This window comes from Rahnella sp. CJA17(1/100) (genome assembly GCF_963881615.1).
Classification (GTDB): domain Bacteria; phylum Pseudomonadota; class Gammaproteobacteria; order Enterobacterales; family Enterobacteriaceae; genus Rahnella; species Rahnella aceris.
Genome location: NZ_CAWOJA010000017.1, coordinates 1 through 16,687, shown reverse-complemented (window position 1 = coordinate 16,687; position 16,687 = coordinate 1). Strand labels below are relative to the sequence as shown.

Annotated in this window: 17 protein-coding genes and 1 pseudogene; 6 read left to right on the top strand and 12 right to left on the bottom strand. The window is 50.6% G+C overall.

Translation table 11 applies throughout. The annotated features are described in order from the left end of the window. Nucleotides 1-160: 160 nt before the first annotated feature. The gene (gene fliQ, locus AACU55_RS10375; protein ID WP_013575807.1) at nucleotides 161-430 is read left to right on the top strand and encodes a flagellar biosynthesis protein FliQ; all 270 of its coding nucleotides are present in this window, start codon (nucleotides 161-163) and stop codon (nucleotides 428-430) included. Nucleotides 431-433: 3 nt separating this feature from the next. After that, nucleotides 434-1,219 (top strand): flagellar biosynthetic protein FliR, encoded by a 786-nt coding sequence (fliR, locus tag AACU55_RS10370; protein ID WP_013575808.1) that lies wholly within the window; start codon nucleotides 434-436, stop codon nucleotides 1,217-1,219. 5 nt (nucleotides 1,220-1,224) lie between these two features. On the opposite strand, the gene rlmC is transcribed toward fliR, so the two are convergent. The 9 genes from rlmC to nfsA all read right to left on the bottom strand — a co-directional run bounded on the left by rlmC (nucleotide 1,225) and on the right by nfsA (nucleotide 9,978). Further along, nucleotides 1,225-2,355, bottom strand: coding sequence for a 23S rRNA (uracil(747)-C(5))-methyltransferase RlmC (rlmC, locus tag AACU55_RS10365; RefSeq protein WP_134706987.1), 1,131 nt, complete (start codon nucleotides 2,353-2,355; stop codon nucleotides 1,225-1,227). An 84-nt stretch (nucleotides 2,356-2,439) separates the two neighbouring features. After that, entirely contained in the window at nucleotides 2,440-2,886 is a 447-nt protein-coding gene (locus AACU55_RS10360; RefSeq protein WP_013575810.1) for a YbjO family protein, read from the bottom strand. A gap of 67 nt (nucleotides 2,887-2,953) precedes the next feature. After that, on the bottom strand, nucleotides 2,954-3,799 hold the full coding sequence (gene potI, locus AACU55_RS10355; protein ID WP_013575811.1) for a putrescine ABC transporter permease PotI: 846 nt from the start codon (nucleotides 3,797-3,799) through the stop codon (nucleotides 2,954-2,956). Beyond that, nucleotides 3,796-4,749, bottom strand: coding sequence for a putrescine ABC transporter permease PotH (gene potH, locus AACU55_RS10350; RefSeq protein WP_013575812.1), 954 nt, complete (start codon nucleotides 4,747-4,749; stop codon nucleotides 3,796-3,798). The genes potI and potH overlap by 4 nt, the downstream gene beginning before the upstream one ends. Before the next feature lie 12 nt (nucleotides 4,750-4,761). Then, entirely contained in the window at nucleotides 4,762-5,895 is a 1,134-nt protein-coding gene (potG, locus tag AACU55_RS10345; RefSeq protein WP_013575813.1) for a putrescine ABC transporter ATP-binding subunit PotG, read from the bottom strand. A 267-nt stretch (nucleotides 5,896-6,162) separates the two neighbouring features. Further along, complete coding sequence (potF, locus tag AACU55_RS10340; protein ID WP_013575814.1) at nucleotides 6,163-7,272, bottom strand: spermidine/putrescine ABC transporter substrate-binding protein PotF; 1,110 nt, start codon at nucleotides 7,270-7,272, stop codon at nucleotides 6,163-6,165. A 431-nt stretch (nucleotides 7,273-7,703) separates the two neighbouring features. Next, nucleotides 7,704-8,186, bottom strand: a complete 483-nt coding sequence (locus tag AACU55_RS10335; protein WP_013575815.1) for a YbjN domain-containing protein — start codon at nucleotides 8,184-8,186, stop codon at nucleotides 7,704-7,706. A 148-nt stretch (nucleotides 8,187-8,334) separates the two neighbouring features. After that, a complete protein-coding gene (gene rimK / locus AACU55_RS10330) occupies nucleotides 8,335-9,237 on the bottom strand; it encodes a 30S ribosomal protein S6--L-glutamate ligase (RefSeq protein ID WP_013575816.1) in 903 nt (300 codons plus the stop codon). An 18-nt stretch (nucleotides 9,238-9,255) separates the two neighbouring features. After that, entirely contained in the window at nucleotides 9,256-9,978 is a 723-nt protein-coding gene (gene nfsA / locus AACU55_RS10325) for an oxygen-insensitive NADPH nitroreductase (RefSeq protein WP_134706986.1), read from the bottom strand. Nucleotides 9,979-10,263: 285 nt separating this feature from the next. On the opposite strand from nfsA, the gene AACU55_RS10320 reads away from it, so the two are divergent. Then, entirely contained in the window at nucleotides 10,264-10,530 is a 267-nt protein-coding gene (locus AACU55_RS10320) for a GrxA family glutaredoxin (RefSeq protein WP_013575818.1), read from the top strand. A gap of 78 nt (nucleotides 10,531-10,608) precedes the next feature. On the opposite strand, the gene ybjM is transcribed toward AACU55_RS10320, so the two are convergent. Continuing rightward, nucleotides 10,609-10,980, bottom strand: a complete 372-nt coding sequence (gene ybjM / locus AACU55_RS10315) for an inner membrane protein YbjM (RefSeq protein ID WP_013575819.1) — start codon at nucleotides 10,978-10,980, stop codon at nucleotides 10,609-10,611. A 322-nt stretch (nucleotides 10,981-11,302) separates the two neighbouring features. Here ybjM and AACU55_RS10310 point away from each other — a divergent pair, with 322 nt between their 5' ends. After that, nucleotides 11,303-12,985 carry an aspartate:alanine antiporter gene (locus AACU55_RS10310; protein WP_013575820.1) on the top strand — a complete coding sequence of 561 codons (1,683 nt, stop codon included), beginning with the start codon at nucleotides 11,303-11,305 and terminating at the stop codon, nucleotides 12,983-12,985. An 859-nt stretch (nucleotides 12,986-13,844) separates the two neighbouring features. Beyond that, nucleotides 13,845-15,542 carry a DUF4041 domain-containing protein gene (locus AACU55_RS10305; protein WP_134706985.1) on the top strand — a complete coding sequence of 566 codons (1,698 nt, stop codon included), beginning with the start codon at nucleotides 13,845-13,847 and terminating at the stop codon, nucleotides 15,540-15,542. Nucleotides 15,543-15,564: 22 nt separating this feature from the next. On the opposite strand, the pseudogene AACU55_RS10300 reads toward AACU55_RS10305, so the two are convergent. Continuing rightward, a pseudogene (locus tag AACU55_RS10300) lies at nucleotides 15,565-15,885 on the bottom strand (hypothetical protein); the annotation flags it as partial. A 137-nt stretch (nucleotides 15,886-16,022) separates the two neighbouring features. Beyond that, entirely contained in the window at nucleotides 16,023-16,259 is a 237-nt protein-coding gene (locus AACU55_RS10295) for an SH3 domain-containing protein (RefSeq protein ID WP_339382236.1), read from the bottom strand. A 212-nt stretch (nucleotides 16,260-16,471) separates the two neighbouring features. On the opposite strand from AACU55_RS10295, the gene AACU55_RS10290 reads away from it, so the two are divergent. Next, nucleotides 16,472-16,687: transposase (locus tag AACU55_RS10290; protein ID WP_134706984.1), on the top strand; the 216-nt coding region annotated here is incomplete at its 3' end.

The window sequence follows — 16,687 nt, the reverse complement described above, 5'->3', positions numbered from 1 at the left end:
CGCCTGACTTAATGGGCGTTTTTTGCTCCTCCCCCTGCGAAGGGGGAGGCCGGGAGGGGGTTTTACAGGCAACTTGAAATTCTGAGCTGCTATTCATACCCCACCCCAACCCTCCCCTTCGCAGGGGAGGGAGTCGCCCGTCTTCTTTTACGAGAATCTTATGACTCCTGAATCGGTAATGGCACTGGGCAATGAGGCAATGAAAGTGGCGCTGGCCGTTGCTGCGCCTTTGTTGCTGGCCGCGCTGGTGACCGGGCTTATCGTCAGCCTGTTGCAGGCGGCGACACAAATCAACGAACAAACGCTGTCCTTCATTCCTAAAATTCTGGCCGTTGTGGCGACTATCGTGATCGCCGGGCCGTGGATGCTGAATCTGCTGCTCGATTACATGCGCACGTTGTTTACCAACCTGCCTTACATCATCGGTTAATCTATGGTTTCCTTCGACAGCACCCAGTTAGCCGGATGGCTGAGCATGTATTTCTGGCCCCTGCTGCGAATTCTGGCGCTGATCAGCACCGCGCCGATCACCAGTGAAAAGTCAGTCCCTAACCGGGTAAAACTCGGTCTTGGGATGATGATTACCTTCCTGATTGCGCCTTCCCTGCCACCGGTGGACACGCCGATCTTCTCCACGCCTGCACTGTGGCTGGCAATGCAGCAGATTATGATTGGCACCGCGCTGGGTATCACCATGCAACTGGCCTTTGCCGCCATCCGTATGGCCGGTGAAATTATGGGTTTGCAGATGGGGATTTCCTTTGCGACGTTTTATGATCCAAGCAACCGTCTCAATACCCCGCTGCTGGCACAGTTTTTAAACCTGCTGGCGGTGTTGTTGTTCCTGAGTTTCAACGCGCATCTGTGGCTGATTTCCCTGCTGGCCGACAGTTTTCATACCCTGCCCATCAGCCATAATCCGGTGAATGCCGAAGGTTTTATGGCCGTCGCCAAAGCGGGCAGCATTGTATTCAGCGGCGGGATGATGCTGGCTCTGCCAATCGTGACATTGCTGCTGACGCTCAACATGGCGCTGGGCCTGTTAAACCGCGTGACGCCACAGCTTTCCGTTTTCGTCATCGGTTTTCCGCTGACCCTCAGCATTGGGATTCTGGCGATCAGCCTGATGATGCCGATGCTCGCCCCGTTCAGCGAGCATCTGTTCAGTGAAATTCTGGATAAGATTGTGTTGATCATGAATCAGCTGGCGGCTGACTGAATGGTTTAACGCCGCACCAGCAGCGCCATCACTTCGTAATGCGCGGTATGCGGGAACATGTCGAAAAGCCGGACACGCAGAATGTGATAGTCCGGCAGTAATGCCAGATCCTGCGCCATAGTTTGGGCGTTACAGCTTGAATAGAGAATCGTATCCGGCGCCATGTGGCTGAGATATTCGCACAACGCTTTGCCGATGCCACGACGCGGCGGATTCACCAGCACCAGATCCGGCACCTCGCCTTTGCCGGTCGCAAAACCGGTGGAATCGAGCGACTGAAACTCAACGTTTTGCAGCCCCAGACGCACCGCCGATTCTTTCGCACAGGCAATGGCTTCCGCGCTGATTTCGATACCGGTCAGTTTCATCTGCGGTGTTGCACAATGCAGACCAAAGCCGCCCACGCCACAGAACAGATCCCACATACTTCGGATATCCCCTCGCGCCCTCACCCAGTCACGCGCCGTGGCGTAAAGCTTTTCAGCCACCACCGGATTGGTCTGGAAGAAGCTTTGCGGGCGGATAAACAGGGGGACATGGTTAAAATCTTCTTCCAGCCGCTGAACATCCGTCAGTGGAATTTCAGTGTCACCTTCGAGGATCGCCATATGCACCGGCTGGATGTTGGCGGAAATCACTTTCAACTGTGGCAACTGCTGTTGCAACCACGGCAGTGCCGCACGCAGTTGCGCCAGTTTGGCGTCTGAACGCAACACAAAGCGCAGCATCATGCCGCCATCTTTCTGGCTTTCAGTCAGTAACAGGAATTTCAGCTCGCCGCGTTTGCGCGCAACGTTGTAAGGGGTCAGGCCCGCGCGGGCAATAAAGATTTTGAGAACTGAAAATACCGCAGGGAAACTGGCCGGATACAACGGGCACTCACACAAATCGACCGGCGTGCCGTCGCGGTGCAACATCCCAAGTAAAGGGCGTTCCACGCTGCCGCTGACCACCATTTTGGCTTTATTACGAAACGCACTTTCAGGGCCGGTAACCGGTTCACACCATTCATCCACCGGCAAATCTGACAGCAAATCGCTGAGATCCCGCTGCTTGTCGGCTAACTGTTGTAAATAAGGTTTGTCGAGCCACTGGCAGGAACGGCAGGTTCCGGCGGTGTAAAGTTCGCAATGCATGAAAAATTTCCGGTCATCAGATGCAGTAAAAAACTGGCGCGCAGTTTATCACTGCGCGGCGGGAAAGACTCACTTACATCGAGGCTATTTGCGACGGGAAAAGTATCTGCGGCTGCTGGCAGGCACATACAACAGTAGCAGCACCAGCATATCGGGAATTTTTTGCATCAGCAGCGCATAGAGAAATTCGCCCTGTGTTTCGACATTAAAGCGAAAGATACGCGGGCCGAACCAGTCAAATGACGCCAGCAGCATGTAACCGACCACGATCACCTGACAACCGATGAATGCCCGGCGCCCCCAGCGGCGGCCACGCATCATGGCGTACGCGGCACGGCATTCGGTCAACACAATCAGCAAACTGGCCAGCATGATGAAACAGTTCAGCCAGGACTCGGCACTGACTTCAATAAAGCTCATCAGCCCTGAAAAGCCCATAGCATCAAACAATAATATGAATTCGAGCAAGCGCGTCGCGACAATCGCCGACGCACCGATCATGACGGGAACAGGGATAAATGCCAGTTTCATAAATCCGTTTGGGCTCTCCATTTACGTTCAGGGCGGAATACATCCGCCCTGAAAATTATCTTAAAATTTAAGCACGTTGAGCGCGCTGAATTTCTTTGCGCCGTTGTTTCTCGGCACGCGACATAAACCACCAGGCAATCATGCCGATGATGCCCACCACCAGCAGGATCAGCGTCGCCAGTGCGTTGATTTCAGGGTTGACACCCATACGCACGCTGGCAAAAACCAGCATCGGTAACGTGGTCGCGCCCGGCCCGGCGACGAAACTGGCGATCACCAGATCGTCGAGCGACAGCGTAAACGCCAGCAACCAGCCCGAAATCAGCGCTGGCAAGATCATCGGCAGCGTAATAATAAAGAACACTTTCAGTGGCGGTGCGCCTAAATCCATTGCCGCTTCTTCGATGGAACGGTCCAGTTCACGCAAACGCGCCGAGACCACGACCGCGACATACGCACTACAAAACGTCACGTGCGCCAGCCAGATAGTGAACATGCCACGTTCAGCCGGCCAGCCAAAAGTGTGCCCCATCGCCACAAACAGCAACAACAACGCCAGACCGGTGATGACATCAGGCATGACCAGCGGCGCAGTCAGCATAAACGCAAAACCGGTTGAACCGCGAAAACGCCTGAAACGCACCATCACCACGGCGGCCAGTGTACCGACCACCACGGCCATGGTGGCGGCAGCGGTGGCGATCGACAGGCTCATGCCGACAGCATTGATCATCGCCGAATCATGGAAAAGCTGAGTATACCAGCGGGTAGACCAGCCAGCCCAGACCGTTACCAGCTTCGAGCTGTTGAATGAGTAAATAACCAGCATCAGCATCGGGGCGTACAAAAACGTAAAGCCGAGCACCAGAATAAGAATTCGCCACGGCGAACGGACAACCGGTAACTGATTCATTCTTTATCTCCCAGCTCTTTGTTTTGGTATTTCTGGAACCACAGGATAGGCATGATCAGCAGCAACAACATGACCACTGCCACCGCCGAGGCTACCGGCCAGTCGCGGTTATTGAAGAATTCCTGCCACAGGACACGGCCAATCATATTACTGTCCGGCCCGCCGAGCAGTTCCGGTATCACGTACTCCCCCACCGCCGGGATAAAGACCAGCATCGAACCAGCAATAATCCCGCCTTTGGTCAGCGGCATAATCACTTTGAAGAAGGTTTTCATCGGACGCGCACCGAGATCCTGCGCCGCTTCCACCAGTGAGTAATCCATGCGGGTCAGCGCGGTGTAAATCGGCAGCACCATAAACGGCAGATACGAATACACGATGCCGATATACACGGCCAGATTGGTGTGCAAAATCACCAGAGGCTGGTCGATAACATGCAGCCAGATCAGTACGTTATTCAGTACACCGTTGTCTTTAAGAATGCCCATCCAGGCATAAACGCGGATCAGGAATGACGTCCATGATGGCAGGATCACCAGCAACAGCAGGATGTTGCGCGTCGAGGTGCGGCTGTGTGCCACCGCCCACGCCAGCGGATACCCAATCAGCAGGCAAAGCAGCGTGGAAATCGCTGCCACTTGCAGCGATTGCAAATACGCATCGATATACAGCGGATCCTGGGTCAGGCCGATGTAGTTGGCGATGTTGAGTGCAATATCCAGCATGCCGTCTGACCAGGTAACCAGATCGGTATACGGCGGAATGGCACGCGCCATTTCAGCAAAACTGATTTTGAAAACAATCAGAAATGGCAGTAAAAACAGCAGCAGGAACCAGACCAGCGGCAGCAGGATCACCAGCTTGCGGCCATGCCGCTGTTGCAGACGACCGGTGAAGGCTTTAAATCCGCCCGGAGGTTTGCTGGCCGGGGTTTCGGAGATTACAGACATTTTCATCCCCCTTTAAACAGTCAGCACGACACAGCTGTCGGCTTCCCAGCACAGGCGCACTTCGTCGCCCCAGGTTGGCATACCTTTGCGGAAACGGTGACCGTTCTGCAACTGCGCCGTAATCATCTGCCCGCTGTGCAGCCTGACGTGGTAAATCGACAGGTCGCCAAGATAGGCGATATTGACCACCTCTCCGACCGCGAAGTTGCAGCCATCCTGCGGCACGTCTTCACACAACATGATTTTTTCCGGACGCAGCGCAACATACACCGGCACGCCGTCAACCACAGACACATCCGGATCGACTTTCAGCGGATGCCTCAGACCCGGCGAGGTCAGCAGCAGCGCATCGTCCAGACGCTCTTTCAGCACACCTTCAAATATATTCACGGAGCCGATAAATTCGGCGCTGAAACGGCTGGTCGGGTGTTCATAAATTTCTTCCGGCTCGCCGATTTGCACGAATTTACCGCGGTTCATGATGGCAATACGCCCCGCCATGGTCATCGCCTCTTCCTGATCGTGTGTCACCATCACGCAGGTCGCACCGACGCGCTCAAGAATATCCACCACTTCCAGTTGCATACGGTCGCGCAGCTTTTTATCCAGCGCCCCCATCGGCTCATCGAGCAGCAGCAGTTTTGGTCTTTTCGCCAGGCTGCGCGCTAATGCCACACGCTGACGCTGACCGCCGGAAAGCTGGTGCGGCTTACGTTTGGCGAATTCCTGCATATGCACCAGTGTCAGCATTTCCGCCACGCGGCTTTTGATTTCCGCTGACGGCAGCTTGTCCTGCTTGAGGCCGAACGCGATGTTTTGTTCGACCGTCATGTGCGGGAACAAGGCGTAAGACTGGAACATCATGTTGATGGGACGCTGATACGGCGGCACCTGCGAAAGATCTACGCCATCCAGTACGATTTGGCCCTGCGTGGGCGGCTCAAAACCGGCCAGCATACGCAACAGGGTTGATTTCCCACAGCCGGACGCGCCGAGCAGTGCGAAAATCTCGCCTTTATAAATGGTCAGGCTCACATCATCGACGGCGGCCTGGCCATCAAAAGATTTGGTCAGATTGCGGATTTCCAGCAAAGGGGTGAAACCTTTCTGGGTCTTAGGCTGCGGGCGGGGGATAGCGTCGTTCACTCAGAGAAATCTCCGGTATCAGAATAAAGCAGTTCAAATAAGCATAACAGTCAGGGGGGAAAGTGCCTGATCGGTATACCCAAAATACAGCCGGAAGCAAAACGTCAGCGGCCCCGCCATCAATAAGCGGAGCCGCGTTAACGATACTCAAAATCATTCTGGTTGCATCAAGGCGGCAAGTGAGCAAGTCCCCGGGAGCTGACACACGTCAGTGACCGGGGCGCGTTCACGCAGCCAACGCAGAGGAAGCCTGAAGGATGAAGAGTATTATTTGCCGGTTTTAACCTTGGTCCACGAACGGGTGATCACGCGGTCAATCTTCGGATCCTGAACTTTCAGGGTGAAGAGTTTCGCCTGAACATCGGCCGGTGGGTAAATGCCCGGGTTGTTACGCACATCTTCGTTAACCAGTGGTGTCGCGGCTTTGTTTCCGCTGGCGTAGTAAACGGTGTTACTGATTTGCGCAATAACTTTTGGTTCCATCAGGTAATTGAGGAACTGATAGGCTTCATCGAGATTTTTAGCATCCGCCGGGATAGCAAACACGTCGAAGAAGGCCAGCGCCCCTTCTTTGGGAATGCTGTACGCCACGTTCACACCGTTTTTCGCTTCTTTCGCGCGGTTACCCGCCTGCATCACATCACCAGCCCAGCCGATTGCCACACAAATGTCGCCGTTCGCCAGGTCGTTAATGTACTGAGAAGAGTGGAAATAACGGATGTTCGGACGCAGTTTCAGCAGCAGATCGTTGGCTGCACCGGTGTAATCTGATGCTTTGGTGCTGTTCGGATCCAGATGCAGATAATTCAGGACTGTTGCGTAGATTTCCGCAGGGGCATCGAGGAATGAAACGCCGCAGCTTTTCAGTTTCTCGAGGTTTTCAGGCTTGAGCACCAGATCCCAGCTGTCTACCGGGGCATCTTTACCCAGTACGGCTTTCACTTTATCGACGTTATAGCCGATACCGGTGGTCGCCCAAAGATAAGGGATCGCGTATTTGTTGCCCGGATCATGTTGCGCCACCATCTTCAGCAGCTCAGGATCCATATTTTTGTAGTTTGGCAGTTTGCTCTTATCCAGAGGCTGGAACACACCAGCCGCCAGCTGACGTTCGAGGAAGCTGGCCGACGGTACCACCAGATCGAAGCCGGTGCTGCCTGCCATGAGTTTGCCTTCCAGCACTTCATTGGAATCAAACACGTCGTAAACCACTTTAATGCCGGTTTCCTTCTGGAAATCAGGCACGGTATTTGGTGCGATATAATCGGACCAGTTATAGATATGCAGCGTTTTTTCATCCGCAGACGCTGTGACGGACGCAGCCATAACCAGGCCGGCGACAACACCCGATAACCACTTTTTACGCAGGGTGAACATCCGTTACTACCTCCAAGACAGGGAATATAAATCGAATTTGTATCATTGAGACGGATACAAAACCTTTCACACAACTGCCAACCGACACCCATGGAATATGCATAGGCATTCAACGTTGACGCATACGCTGCCTGCGAATTAACCGTTTGGTTTTACGACGTAATCACGCTTGATGCAGAGTCAGAAGCATAGCGCCTGCAACCCTTGTGTACCAGCCTCCTGAGACAAAACCGGCGTTTATCGATTAATTATGCAGATTTAGTCTATACCGTCTGGCATTTTGCCTTTTAACAAAGTGAAATATCTGGCAACAACCACACAAATGCAGCATAACTTATGGCGAAAGCGGATAAAGGCAGCGGAGCCGCAATAAGCACGGCTCGCAGGAAAGGATCTTCAGAGGGGGGAAATGAATGTCCGGAAATGGAAAATTAATGCAGTAAAGGCAGATTCACAGAAGTGACCGGCATGCCTTCTTCTTCCTCGCCAAGGAAAAGCAGGTCATTGGCGTGCGCTTCGAGAATAATCATCGACATCTGCTCCTCAGCCTGTTGCAGGAAGAAAGCAAACTGCTCTTCCGTCACACCCACTGCAATCGTCAGTGACTGGCAAACAATCAGTTTCGGCAAATTGTCGTCCTGAATATCCACGAACGCTTTAATGGTCAGTGAACTGGCATTAATCGAGCTCAGATCGGCCACCAGCGGGATCAACGCCGTCGGTTTGACTTCGGCCAGTGCAGAAAACAAAATCACATTATCTACAATATCGAGTTTGGCATCAAAAATGCCGTCAAAATTCTGCATATGCGGCAAATGGAGAGCCTGACAGGAATCACACTCGAAAAAAGAGATGCCCAGCTGATCCAGCCAGCGCCGCAGCAGCGCTAAATCAGGGACGATGAGCGAATCCATAGAATGCCTCACGAGTTCAACACAACGAAAAAAACAAACCCTTCGTAACGCCAGCGGCATTACGAAGGGGTCATAGCTTACGGAATATTGCCGGTCAGCGCTACGATCATTACCGGATTGATGGACATTTAACGCACGGGAATAAGAATTAGCCACCGGATTTCAGACGGAATCCCGGCCGCGCTCTTTGTTCAATATAGTCAATCATCATACCGGCGATATCCAGACCGGTGGTGGCTTCAATCCCTTCGAGCCCCGGCGAGGCATTAACTTCCATCACCAGCGGCCCGCGGTTTGAACGTAAAATATCGACCCCGGCGACGTCCAGCCCCAGAGTCTGCGCGGCTTTAACCGCAATGTCTTTCTCCTGCGGCGTAATTTTGACATTGGTGGCCGTCCCGCCGCGATGCAGGTTCGAGCGGAAATCACCCGGTTTGGCCTGACGCTCAATCGCTCCGACCACTTTTTTCCCCACCACCAGACAACGAATGTCGCGCCCTTCTGCTTCGCGGATATATTCCTGTACCAGAATATGCGCGTTCAGGCCGCGAAATGCGTCAATGACACTTTCTGCCGCCTGACGGGTTTCTGCCAGCACCACACCAATCCCCTGTGTTCCTTCAACCAGCTTCACCACCAGCGGCGCACCACCGACCAGCGCAATCAAATCGGCGGTGTCATCCGGCGCATTAGCAAAACCGGTCGTCGGCAGATCAATGCCTTCACGCGCCAGAATCTGCATGGAACGCAATTTATCGCGCGCCCGGGTGATCGCCACCGATTCATTCAGCGGGAAACTGCCCAGCATTTCAAACTGACGCAGCACCGCTGTGCCATAGAAGGTAATCGCAGAGCCAATTCGTGGGATCACCGCATGGTACTTATCCAGCTGATGCCCGCGATAGTGCACGCTGGGCGCAGCAGGATTGATATTCATGTAGCAGGACAGCGGATCGATAATGTCGATCTCATGTCCGCGTGCTTCAGCCGCTTCCTTCAGGCGTTTACACGAATACAACGACCCGTCACGGGAAAGAATTGCAATTTTCATCCAACACTCCGTCGCCGTTTAGCGTGTTGCCCAACCTTGCTTGTGCAATGCGTCCAGCATAAACGGACGTTGTTCCTTTTTAAGGGTACGAATAATCAAATCACTCCAGGTATCGCGTCGCGCATTGCTGTCGCGTTGCAGATAATACGCCGATAGCGCGTCGTCATATTCTGCCAGTTGCTCTTTATCTACCGGCTGATAGCTGTTTTCATGCACCAGCAGAGACTGCGGCATACGCGGCTTGACCTGATGATCCTGCGCGGGGGTTCCGATACATAAACCAAACAAAGGCATCACAAATTTAGGCAGTTTCAGCAGATTCACTACGTCTTCCACCTGATTACGGATACCGCCGATAAACACACCGCCCAGCCCCAGTGACTCCGCCGCCGTCATGGCATTTTGCGCCATCAGCGCGGTGTCCACACAACCGAGTAACAACTGCTCGGCCAGACCCAGCTCGGCTTGAGGGTTGATCTGTAAATTACGATTGAAATCAGCACAGAAAACCCAAAATTCAGCGGCGCTGGCGACATATTTCTGACCACCGGTGTACTGCACCAGTGTCTCCCGCAGCACAGGATTGGTCACGCGGATAATCGAATAACATTGCAGAAAGCTCGAAGTCGAAGCAGCCTGAGCGGCGGCAATAATGGCTTCACGTTGCTCGTCCGGGACCGGTTGATCGGTAAAAGCACGGATGGAGCGGTGTGAGCGCAGAAGATCGATGGTCGGCGTCATTAAAAAATTCCTGAGCGATAAGGATAAATAAAAAAGTTGCCCCAATCATTCATGCTGTGAGCACCGTTTGCAAGGATTCCGGCACCTGTAGCTGTAACAATGTGCTGTGTCTGAAAAAGAGTGCCGGTTCATTCAGATAGGTCAAAGGTATCGGACTGACAGGTAATTCCTGCTTTTTTTTATGGTTTGTAACAGGCATAGTAGCGACATCAAAAAGGTGATGTGGTTAACAAAAACAGACATTCCCCTTTCATTTATCTTGTTGGCATTAACAAAGGAGTCTCCATGTTTGCAGTAATTTTTGGGCGCCCTGGCTGTCCTTATTGCGTACGCGCTAAAGAGTTGGCTGAAAAACTGACTGAAGAACGTGATGATTTCAACTTCCGCTACATCGATATTCACGCGGAAGGCATCACTAAAGCCGACCTGGAAAAAACCGTGGGTAAACCGGTAGAAACCGTTCCGCAGATTTTCCTCGATCAAAAACACATTGGCGGTTGCACTGATTTCGAAGCCTATGCCAAAGAGCATCTGGCGCTGTTCAGCAACTGATCCGCGATAAAATAAAGATATACACAGCCAAAAGGCGCTCAGTGAGCGCCTTTTTTATGGCTTCTACCTTATGACATGTCAGTGTTGCCTGAACTGCCGGTAAGCAATGACCAGCAAATGAACCAGCATAGCGCCCAGAACACACCAAAATATCGCACTGGTGGCATAGGCCAGTTCCTGCATCAGCGGACGAACGCGTGGATAAAAGGCCATGCGCAATAAAAAGCACACAGGGATGGAAACCAGCCCGCCGACAAAGGACGAAAATATCGCCGAATCGCGGGAAATCAGCGACGTCACCACGCCGGGAATTAAAAATAATAACAGGCCATATTCCGGGCCTGGCGCGATATTTCTAACAATAATCCAGCCATTCTTTAACATAAGAAAAATAATTAAGAACATTGTGCAACAAATTAATGGGGCTACCACTTTTCGCCAAATTGCCATTTTACTTCCTCCTTAAAGTTGGCGAGATTTCACAGGTTCTCTGCATAAAATGCGTTCTTTGTTACCTGTCAGAGCCTTCTGGCTCATTTCCCCAGAGCGTTCCGCACTCCCGCGAAACACAAAAAAAGCTTTCAGAAGATTTATACGGGCATTTCTCTGGCTGAACTGGCGTTCTGTGACTAAAATGACGCCCGAAACCCAATTTTCCACCCCGCCGGGCTGAAACAGACCGCGCGATCCTGAGTAGGAATTTTCTGTTTCTGAATTTATCCTTTACATTCTCCTATATCAAGAATTTGTTGGTAAACAATAAGTTATCCTTGTGAATATAAACGTCGCTAGTTTGTTAAACGGGAATTACATCCTGTTATTATTTGTGGTTTTGGCACTCGGTCTGTGCCTGGGGAAAATTCGCCTGGGTTCCGTTCAGCTCGGAAATTCTATCGGCGTATTAGTGGTTTCGCTGCTTTTGGGTCAGCAGCATTTCAGTATTAATACTGAAGCGCTCAACCTCGGCTTTATGTTGTTTATTTTCTGTGTAGGCGTCGAAGCAGGGCCAAACTTTTTTTCCATTTTCTTCCGTGACGGCAAAAATTATTTCATGCTGGCACTGGTGATGGTCGGCAGCGCCATGTTACTGGCACTCGGACTCGGACGTTTGTTCGGCTGGGACATCGGCCTCACCGCCGGGATGCTCGCGGGTTCAATGACCTCAACCCCGGTTCTGGTCGGCGCCGGAGACACGCTGCGTAATACCATGGGCGGTAACAAGATGCTCGGGCCTGAACTGGATAACCTGAGCCTGGGCTACGCCCTGACCTATCTCATCGGTCTGGTGAGCCTGATTTTCGGCGCACGTTATCTGCCGAAGCTGCAACATCAGGATTTGCCTACCAGCGCCCAGCAGATCGCGCGCGAGCGTGGCCTGGATACCGACAGTAAACGAAAAGTGTATCTGCCGGTGATCCGCGCCTATCGCGTGGGACAGGAGCTGGTGGCCTGGGCTGATGGCAAAAACCTGCGTGAACTGGGGATCTATCGTCAGACTGGCTGCTATATAGAGCGAATCCGCCGTAATGGCATCCTGGCGACACCGGACGGCGACGCCGTATTGCAGGTGGGCGATGAGATCTCACTGGTCGGTTATCCGGACGCACATTCACGCCTCGACCCGAGTTTCCGTAACGGTAAGGAAGTGTTTGACCGCGACCTGCTCGACATGCGTATCGTGACCGAAGAAGTGGTGGTCAAGAATAACCACGCGGTCGGCAAGCGTCTGAGTCAACTGAATCTCACCGATCAGGGCTGTTTCCTCAACCGCGTGATCCGCAGTCAGATTGAAATGCCTATCGATGACAGTATCGTGCTGAATAAAGGCGATGTGTTGCAGGTCAGCGGCGACGCAAAACGGGTGAAAAGCGTGGCGGAGCGTATCGGGTTTATCTCCGTACACAGTCAGCTCACGGATTTGCTGGCCTTCTGCGCCTTCTTTATTGTCGGCCTGATGATCGGCCTCATCACTTTCCAGTTCAAAAACTTCAGTTTTGGCATCGGTAACGCCGCCGGACTGCTGTTCGCCGGGATCATGCTCGGCTTCCTGCGAGCCAACCACCCTACTTTCGGTTATATCCCGCAGGGCGCGCTAAACATGGTGAAAGAGTTTGGCCTGATGGTGTTTATGGCGGGCGTCGGCCTCAGTGCTGGTGCGGGTATCAATAATGGTCTCGGCGCAATAGGCGGCCAGATGCTGCTTTCCGGCCTGATTGTCAGCCTGGTGCCGGTGGTGATTTGCTTCATTTTCGGGGCATATGTTTTACGCATGAACCGCGCTTTGCTGTTCGGAGCCATCATGGGTGCACGAACCTGCGCTCCGGCGATGGAAATCATCAGCGACACGGCACGCAGTAACATTCCGGCACTCGGTTATGCAGGAACCTATGCCATTGCTAACGTATTACTGACGCTCGCCGGTACGCTTATCGTCATCATCTGGCCCGGTGCATGACGTAACTCATTGAAGTGTAATGGGGCAAAAAAAAATCAATATTTTTTTAAATTTTTGCCCCCTCGCACGAACTTTTAAAGTTAGCCAGAGTCTTAATTAGTGCCACTGCTTTTCTTTGAAGTCCCCAAATTTGGAGAGCCCGTCAATCCCGCCTTATTAGGTTCAAGATTGCCGGGTTTTTTCTTGCCCGAAATTCATACCTTGTGCATAAGGCATATTGAGTACTTCATTTAGATCCGTTGCGAGACAAAGCAGCGGGAAGAAATGCAAGTGTAATGTCCCGCCAACTAGGCAACTTCAATCTGATATAGCAATTCCACGAGCGATATCGCGCTAACATTATCCCAGCGAAGATAGCTATCCAACGAACTGGATCCTGAATCTCTTCCCAGTACTCTAAGACAGATTGCTTGATGGTCTTGTGATGCAGATACCCATACAACCCCACTCTGCTGGGCAAAATAAGTAGACCCCTTCAGGCCTTCTCGTTGTATGCGCTTCTTCCATGTATCAACTTTTTGCGTACTAATTTTTAGGCTCATAGTTATCCCATATCCGATAATCGAATTGAATTGAATTGAATTAATGAATATCGGCTCCAGACTTGATAAAGATATCTTCATATCAGTGTGATATAACCTCATTCATCTGTGAACCAAATTCATAGGTGTATGTGATGGGCACTGGTTGATCAATATCAATGGAACTTATTCAGTTAAACTAATCATCTGATTGCCCAAGGACATGATTTAAATTCCCACCGCAGGCAACAGTTTTGAGTGTGTTTTTTCAGATATTGAAGAGATTACATATGTAAGAAGCACACCAGTTTTGAATTGACAGAATAAAGGATTATGAAATGGATTTATTTGTCACATTAGTACTCTTGTTAGCCCTACTTTCTCCAATCCTGACTGTTACCCTGGTCAAGAAAAGCAAAAAGCATAAGGTAGTAGTCGATAACCTTATCGCAAGTAATACTTCCCTCGCAAATGAATTATATGATAGCCAAGATAAGCTGAGCCTGATTGAAGAAAATTTTGCTCAAGCTGTTCGAGAGCATTCTGAACTTGAAGGAAAAGCAGCTCCCTTATGGCAGTATCAAAGACTACATGATGCAGTCCAGAATGCTGAGAAAAAGATAAAGACTGCTGAGTCAATAGCCAAAGAAAAAATTGATGAAGCCCAAATAAAGGCCGCCAGAGCTATAAGTGAAGCTCATAATCAAGCTCGGCTCACAATAAACAATGCAAACAGTGAAGCAGTAGCAATCACTAAAGACGCGCGAGATGCTCGTTTGAAAGCCAAAGAACGGCTTGATAATGCCAACAGTAAAACCGATGAGCTGATATCTAATGCAAATGATAATGCGATGAAAATAATCGCTGATGCAGAGATCCGAGCAAAAGAGATTGCTGGTTCTGCCTATGAAGCGAAAGAGTTTGCTGAAACATACCAGGCTGTAGCCAAATCCATGAAAAATAAAATTGAAGGATATGGCGATGAATGGATAGTTCCCAACCGCAGCGTTTTAGATGAAATTGCAGATAATTATGAGTTTACTGATGCAGGAAGAGAGCTTCAAAAAGCGCGAGAGTTAACTAAGTCTCTTATTAATACAAGTAAAGCCGCAAGCTGCGAGTATGTTGAAACCAATAGGCGCAACACTGCAATTAAATTTGTATTAGATGCGTTTAATGGGAAAGTTGACAGTACTCTTTCTAAAATCAAGCACAACAACTACGGTAAACTTTCACAAGAAATTAAAGATGCATTCCAGTTGGTGAATTTTAATGGCTCAGCATTTCGGTCTGCTCAGATCACCGACATCTACCTTCAGGCCCGACTTAACGAACTTAAGTGGGGTGTTGCGGTAAATGAAATCATGCTTGAAGAAAAAGAGGAGCAAAGACGAATTAAAGAACAACTGCGTGAAGAAGAAAAAGCTCGCCGTGAATACGAGAAAGCGATAAAAGAAGCCGAGAAAGAAGAGAAAACCATACAGCAAGCCATCGATAAAGCGACACAAGAGTTAATGCTTGCAAGTGAAGAACAACGCTTAGCTCTTGAGCAAAAATTAGCTGAGCTTCAAACCAAATACGAAGAAGCCGAGGCCAAGAACCAAAGAGCAATTTCAATGGCCCAGCAAACACGTGCAGGTCACGTATATGTTATCAGCAATATTGGCTCTTTCGGTGAACACGTATACAAAATTGGGATGACGCGTCGTCTAGAACCATTAGACCGCGTTCGTGAACTTGGTGACGCCAGCGTTCCATTCTCATTTGATGTACATGCCATGATTTACAGTGACGATGCGCCTTCACTAGAAAACCATTTGCATAAAGTATTCAATGACAGGCAAGTGAACAAGATTAATGCTCGTAAAGAGTTCTTCAATGTCAGGATAAAGGATATCAAATCAACTATTGAAGATATGAGCATCAGTGCGCACTGGACAATGTTTGCGGACGCCAAAGAATATAGAGAGTCCTTAGCTATTGAAAATGAGCGTTCAGCAGCAATCACTGCAAATGAGGAGCTTGTGGTTGCTTAATATTTATGCTTTTTCATAAAGCGGCTGCCTGGCCCTGCCACGGAACCGGAAGTGTCTGGTAACCGTGCTCGGTGAAGACCACGCAGGGGACACCAGCTCAACCAGCGTGTTGAACTGACAGGTATCGAGGTGATGCCACTTGCGACGCCGGTGAACATGTATGGAGCAGGATTTACCGCAGGTTGGGGGGCAGTTGTGTGTGCCCAGCAATGCCGACAATGTCCGTCACAGAACCGGATTTTTCAACAAGAGAAAGAAACTGAACCTGCCACGGTAAGACAGGATAAGAATAGAGGGATTTTTGTCCATGAAAGTGCTCTGGGTTGGTTAGATACTTATACATTTTTCTGGCACCAAACCATACTCTCCAGAATGTTTGAGCGCCCAGCACCAGCAGTTTAGAGACTAGATGACAGAATTTTCTCGCTGGACCTGACTGAGAGTTCATGGGCCATACAGTCTTCAATACAGATAACTTCTTTAGAACTGAGGGGGAGAAAATATTTGTTGGGGAGCCCATCCGGCTTTCCCTGAGGTGAGTGTTATCAATACCCACCCCGGATATTCAAGGTCACAATGGCTAATAACGGCAGTATCATTTTTCGTTATCAAAATAGGGTCAGGAAAAGTAGAAGTGTAATTTCTGATGACAACAGCAGCATTACTCAAGTGGTACCTCCCATTGTTCGGTGAACAACCAAATCCTACAATAGCCACCACAACGGGGGAAGACCCTTTTGTATACAGTTAAATATCCCCTTCTTTGGAGGGAATCACGCATGGCAGTCCGCAAAGTGACAACTGGTCAATAAATGTGTGAACGCTACCCTGCCAGCCGTTCTGGCTGCAGGGTGTCTGTAGTGGAATACTAAATCTGGCCACCTGAATAGAGGTGATATCATCACCTCATAGTCAAAACAGGTGACATTATGACCGGACGTAACAGACGTAATTTTAGCCCCGAGTTTCGCCTCGAAGCTGCCCAGCTTGTACTCGATCAGCACTACACCGTTGCCGGCGCTGCAACGGCAATGAATGTCGGTAAATCCACGATGGATAAATGGGTTCGCCAGCTTAAAGAAGAACGCGCAGGGAAATCCCCAAAGGCCTCTCCGATGACGCCTGAGCAACTTCGCATTCGTGAA

What these genes read in the sequence shown, in the direction of transcription:
- fliQ (WP_013575807.1), top strand. Translation starts at nt 161, where the DNA reads ATGACTCCTGAATCGGTAATGGCACTGGGCAATGAGGCAATGAAAGTG.
- fliR (WP_013575808.1), top strand. Translation starts at nt 434, where the DNA reads ATGGTTTCCTTCGACAGCACCCAGTTAGCCGGATGGCTGAGCATGTAT.
- rlmC (WP_134706987.1), bottom strand. Translation starts at nt 2,355, where the DNA reads ATGCATTGCGAACTTTACACCGCCGGAACCTGCCGTTCCTGCCAGTGG.
- AACU55_RS10360 (WP_013575810.1), bottom strand. Translation starts at nt 2,886, where the DNA reads ATGAAACTGGCATTTATCCCTGTTCCCGTCATGATCGGTGCGTCGGCG.
- potI (WP_013575811.1), bottom strand. Translation starts at nt 3,799, where the DNA reads ATGAATCAGTTACCGGTTGTCCGTTCGCCGTGGCGAATTCTTATTCTG.
- potH (WP_013575812.1), bottom strand. Translation starts at nt 4,749, where the DNA reads ATGTCTGTAATCTCCGAAACCCCGGCCAGCAAACCTCCGGGCGGATTT.
- potF (WP_013575814.1), bottom strand. Translation starts at nt 7,272, where the DNA reads ATGTTCACCCTGCGTAAAAAGTGGTTATCGGGTGTTGTCGCCGGCCTG.
- AACU55_RS10335 (WP_013575815.1), bottom strand. Translation starts at nt 8,186, where the DNA reads ATGGATTCGCTCATCGTCCCTGATTTAGCGCTGCTGCGGCGCTGGCTG.
- rimK (WP_013575816.1), bottom strand. Translation starts at nt 9,237, where the DNA reads ATGAAAATTGCAATTCTTTCCCGTGACGGGTCGTTGTATTCGTGTAAA.
- nfsA (WP_134706986.1), bottom strand. Translation starts at nt 9,978, where the DNA reads ATGACGCCGACCATCGATCTTCTGCGCTCACACCGCTCCATCCGTGCT.
- AACU55_RS10320 (WP_013575818.1), top strand. Translation starts at nt 10,264, where the DNA reads ATGTTTGCAGTAATTTTTGGGCGCCCTGGCTGTCCTTATTGCGTACGC.
- ybjM (WP_013575819.1), bottom strand. Translation starts at nt 10,980, where the DNA reads ATGGCAATTTGGCGAAAAGTGGTAGCCCCATTAATTTGTTGCACAATG.
- AACU55_RS10305 (WP_134706985.1), top strand. Translation starts at nt 13,845, where the DNA reads ATGGATTTATTTGTCACATTAGTACTCTTGTTAGCCCTACTTTCTCCA.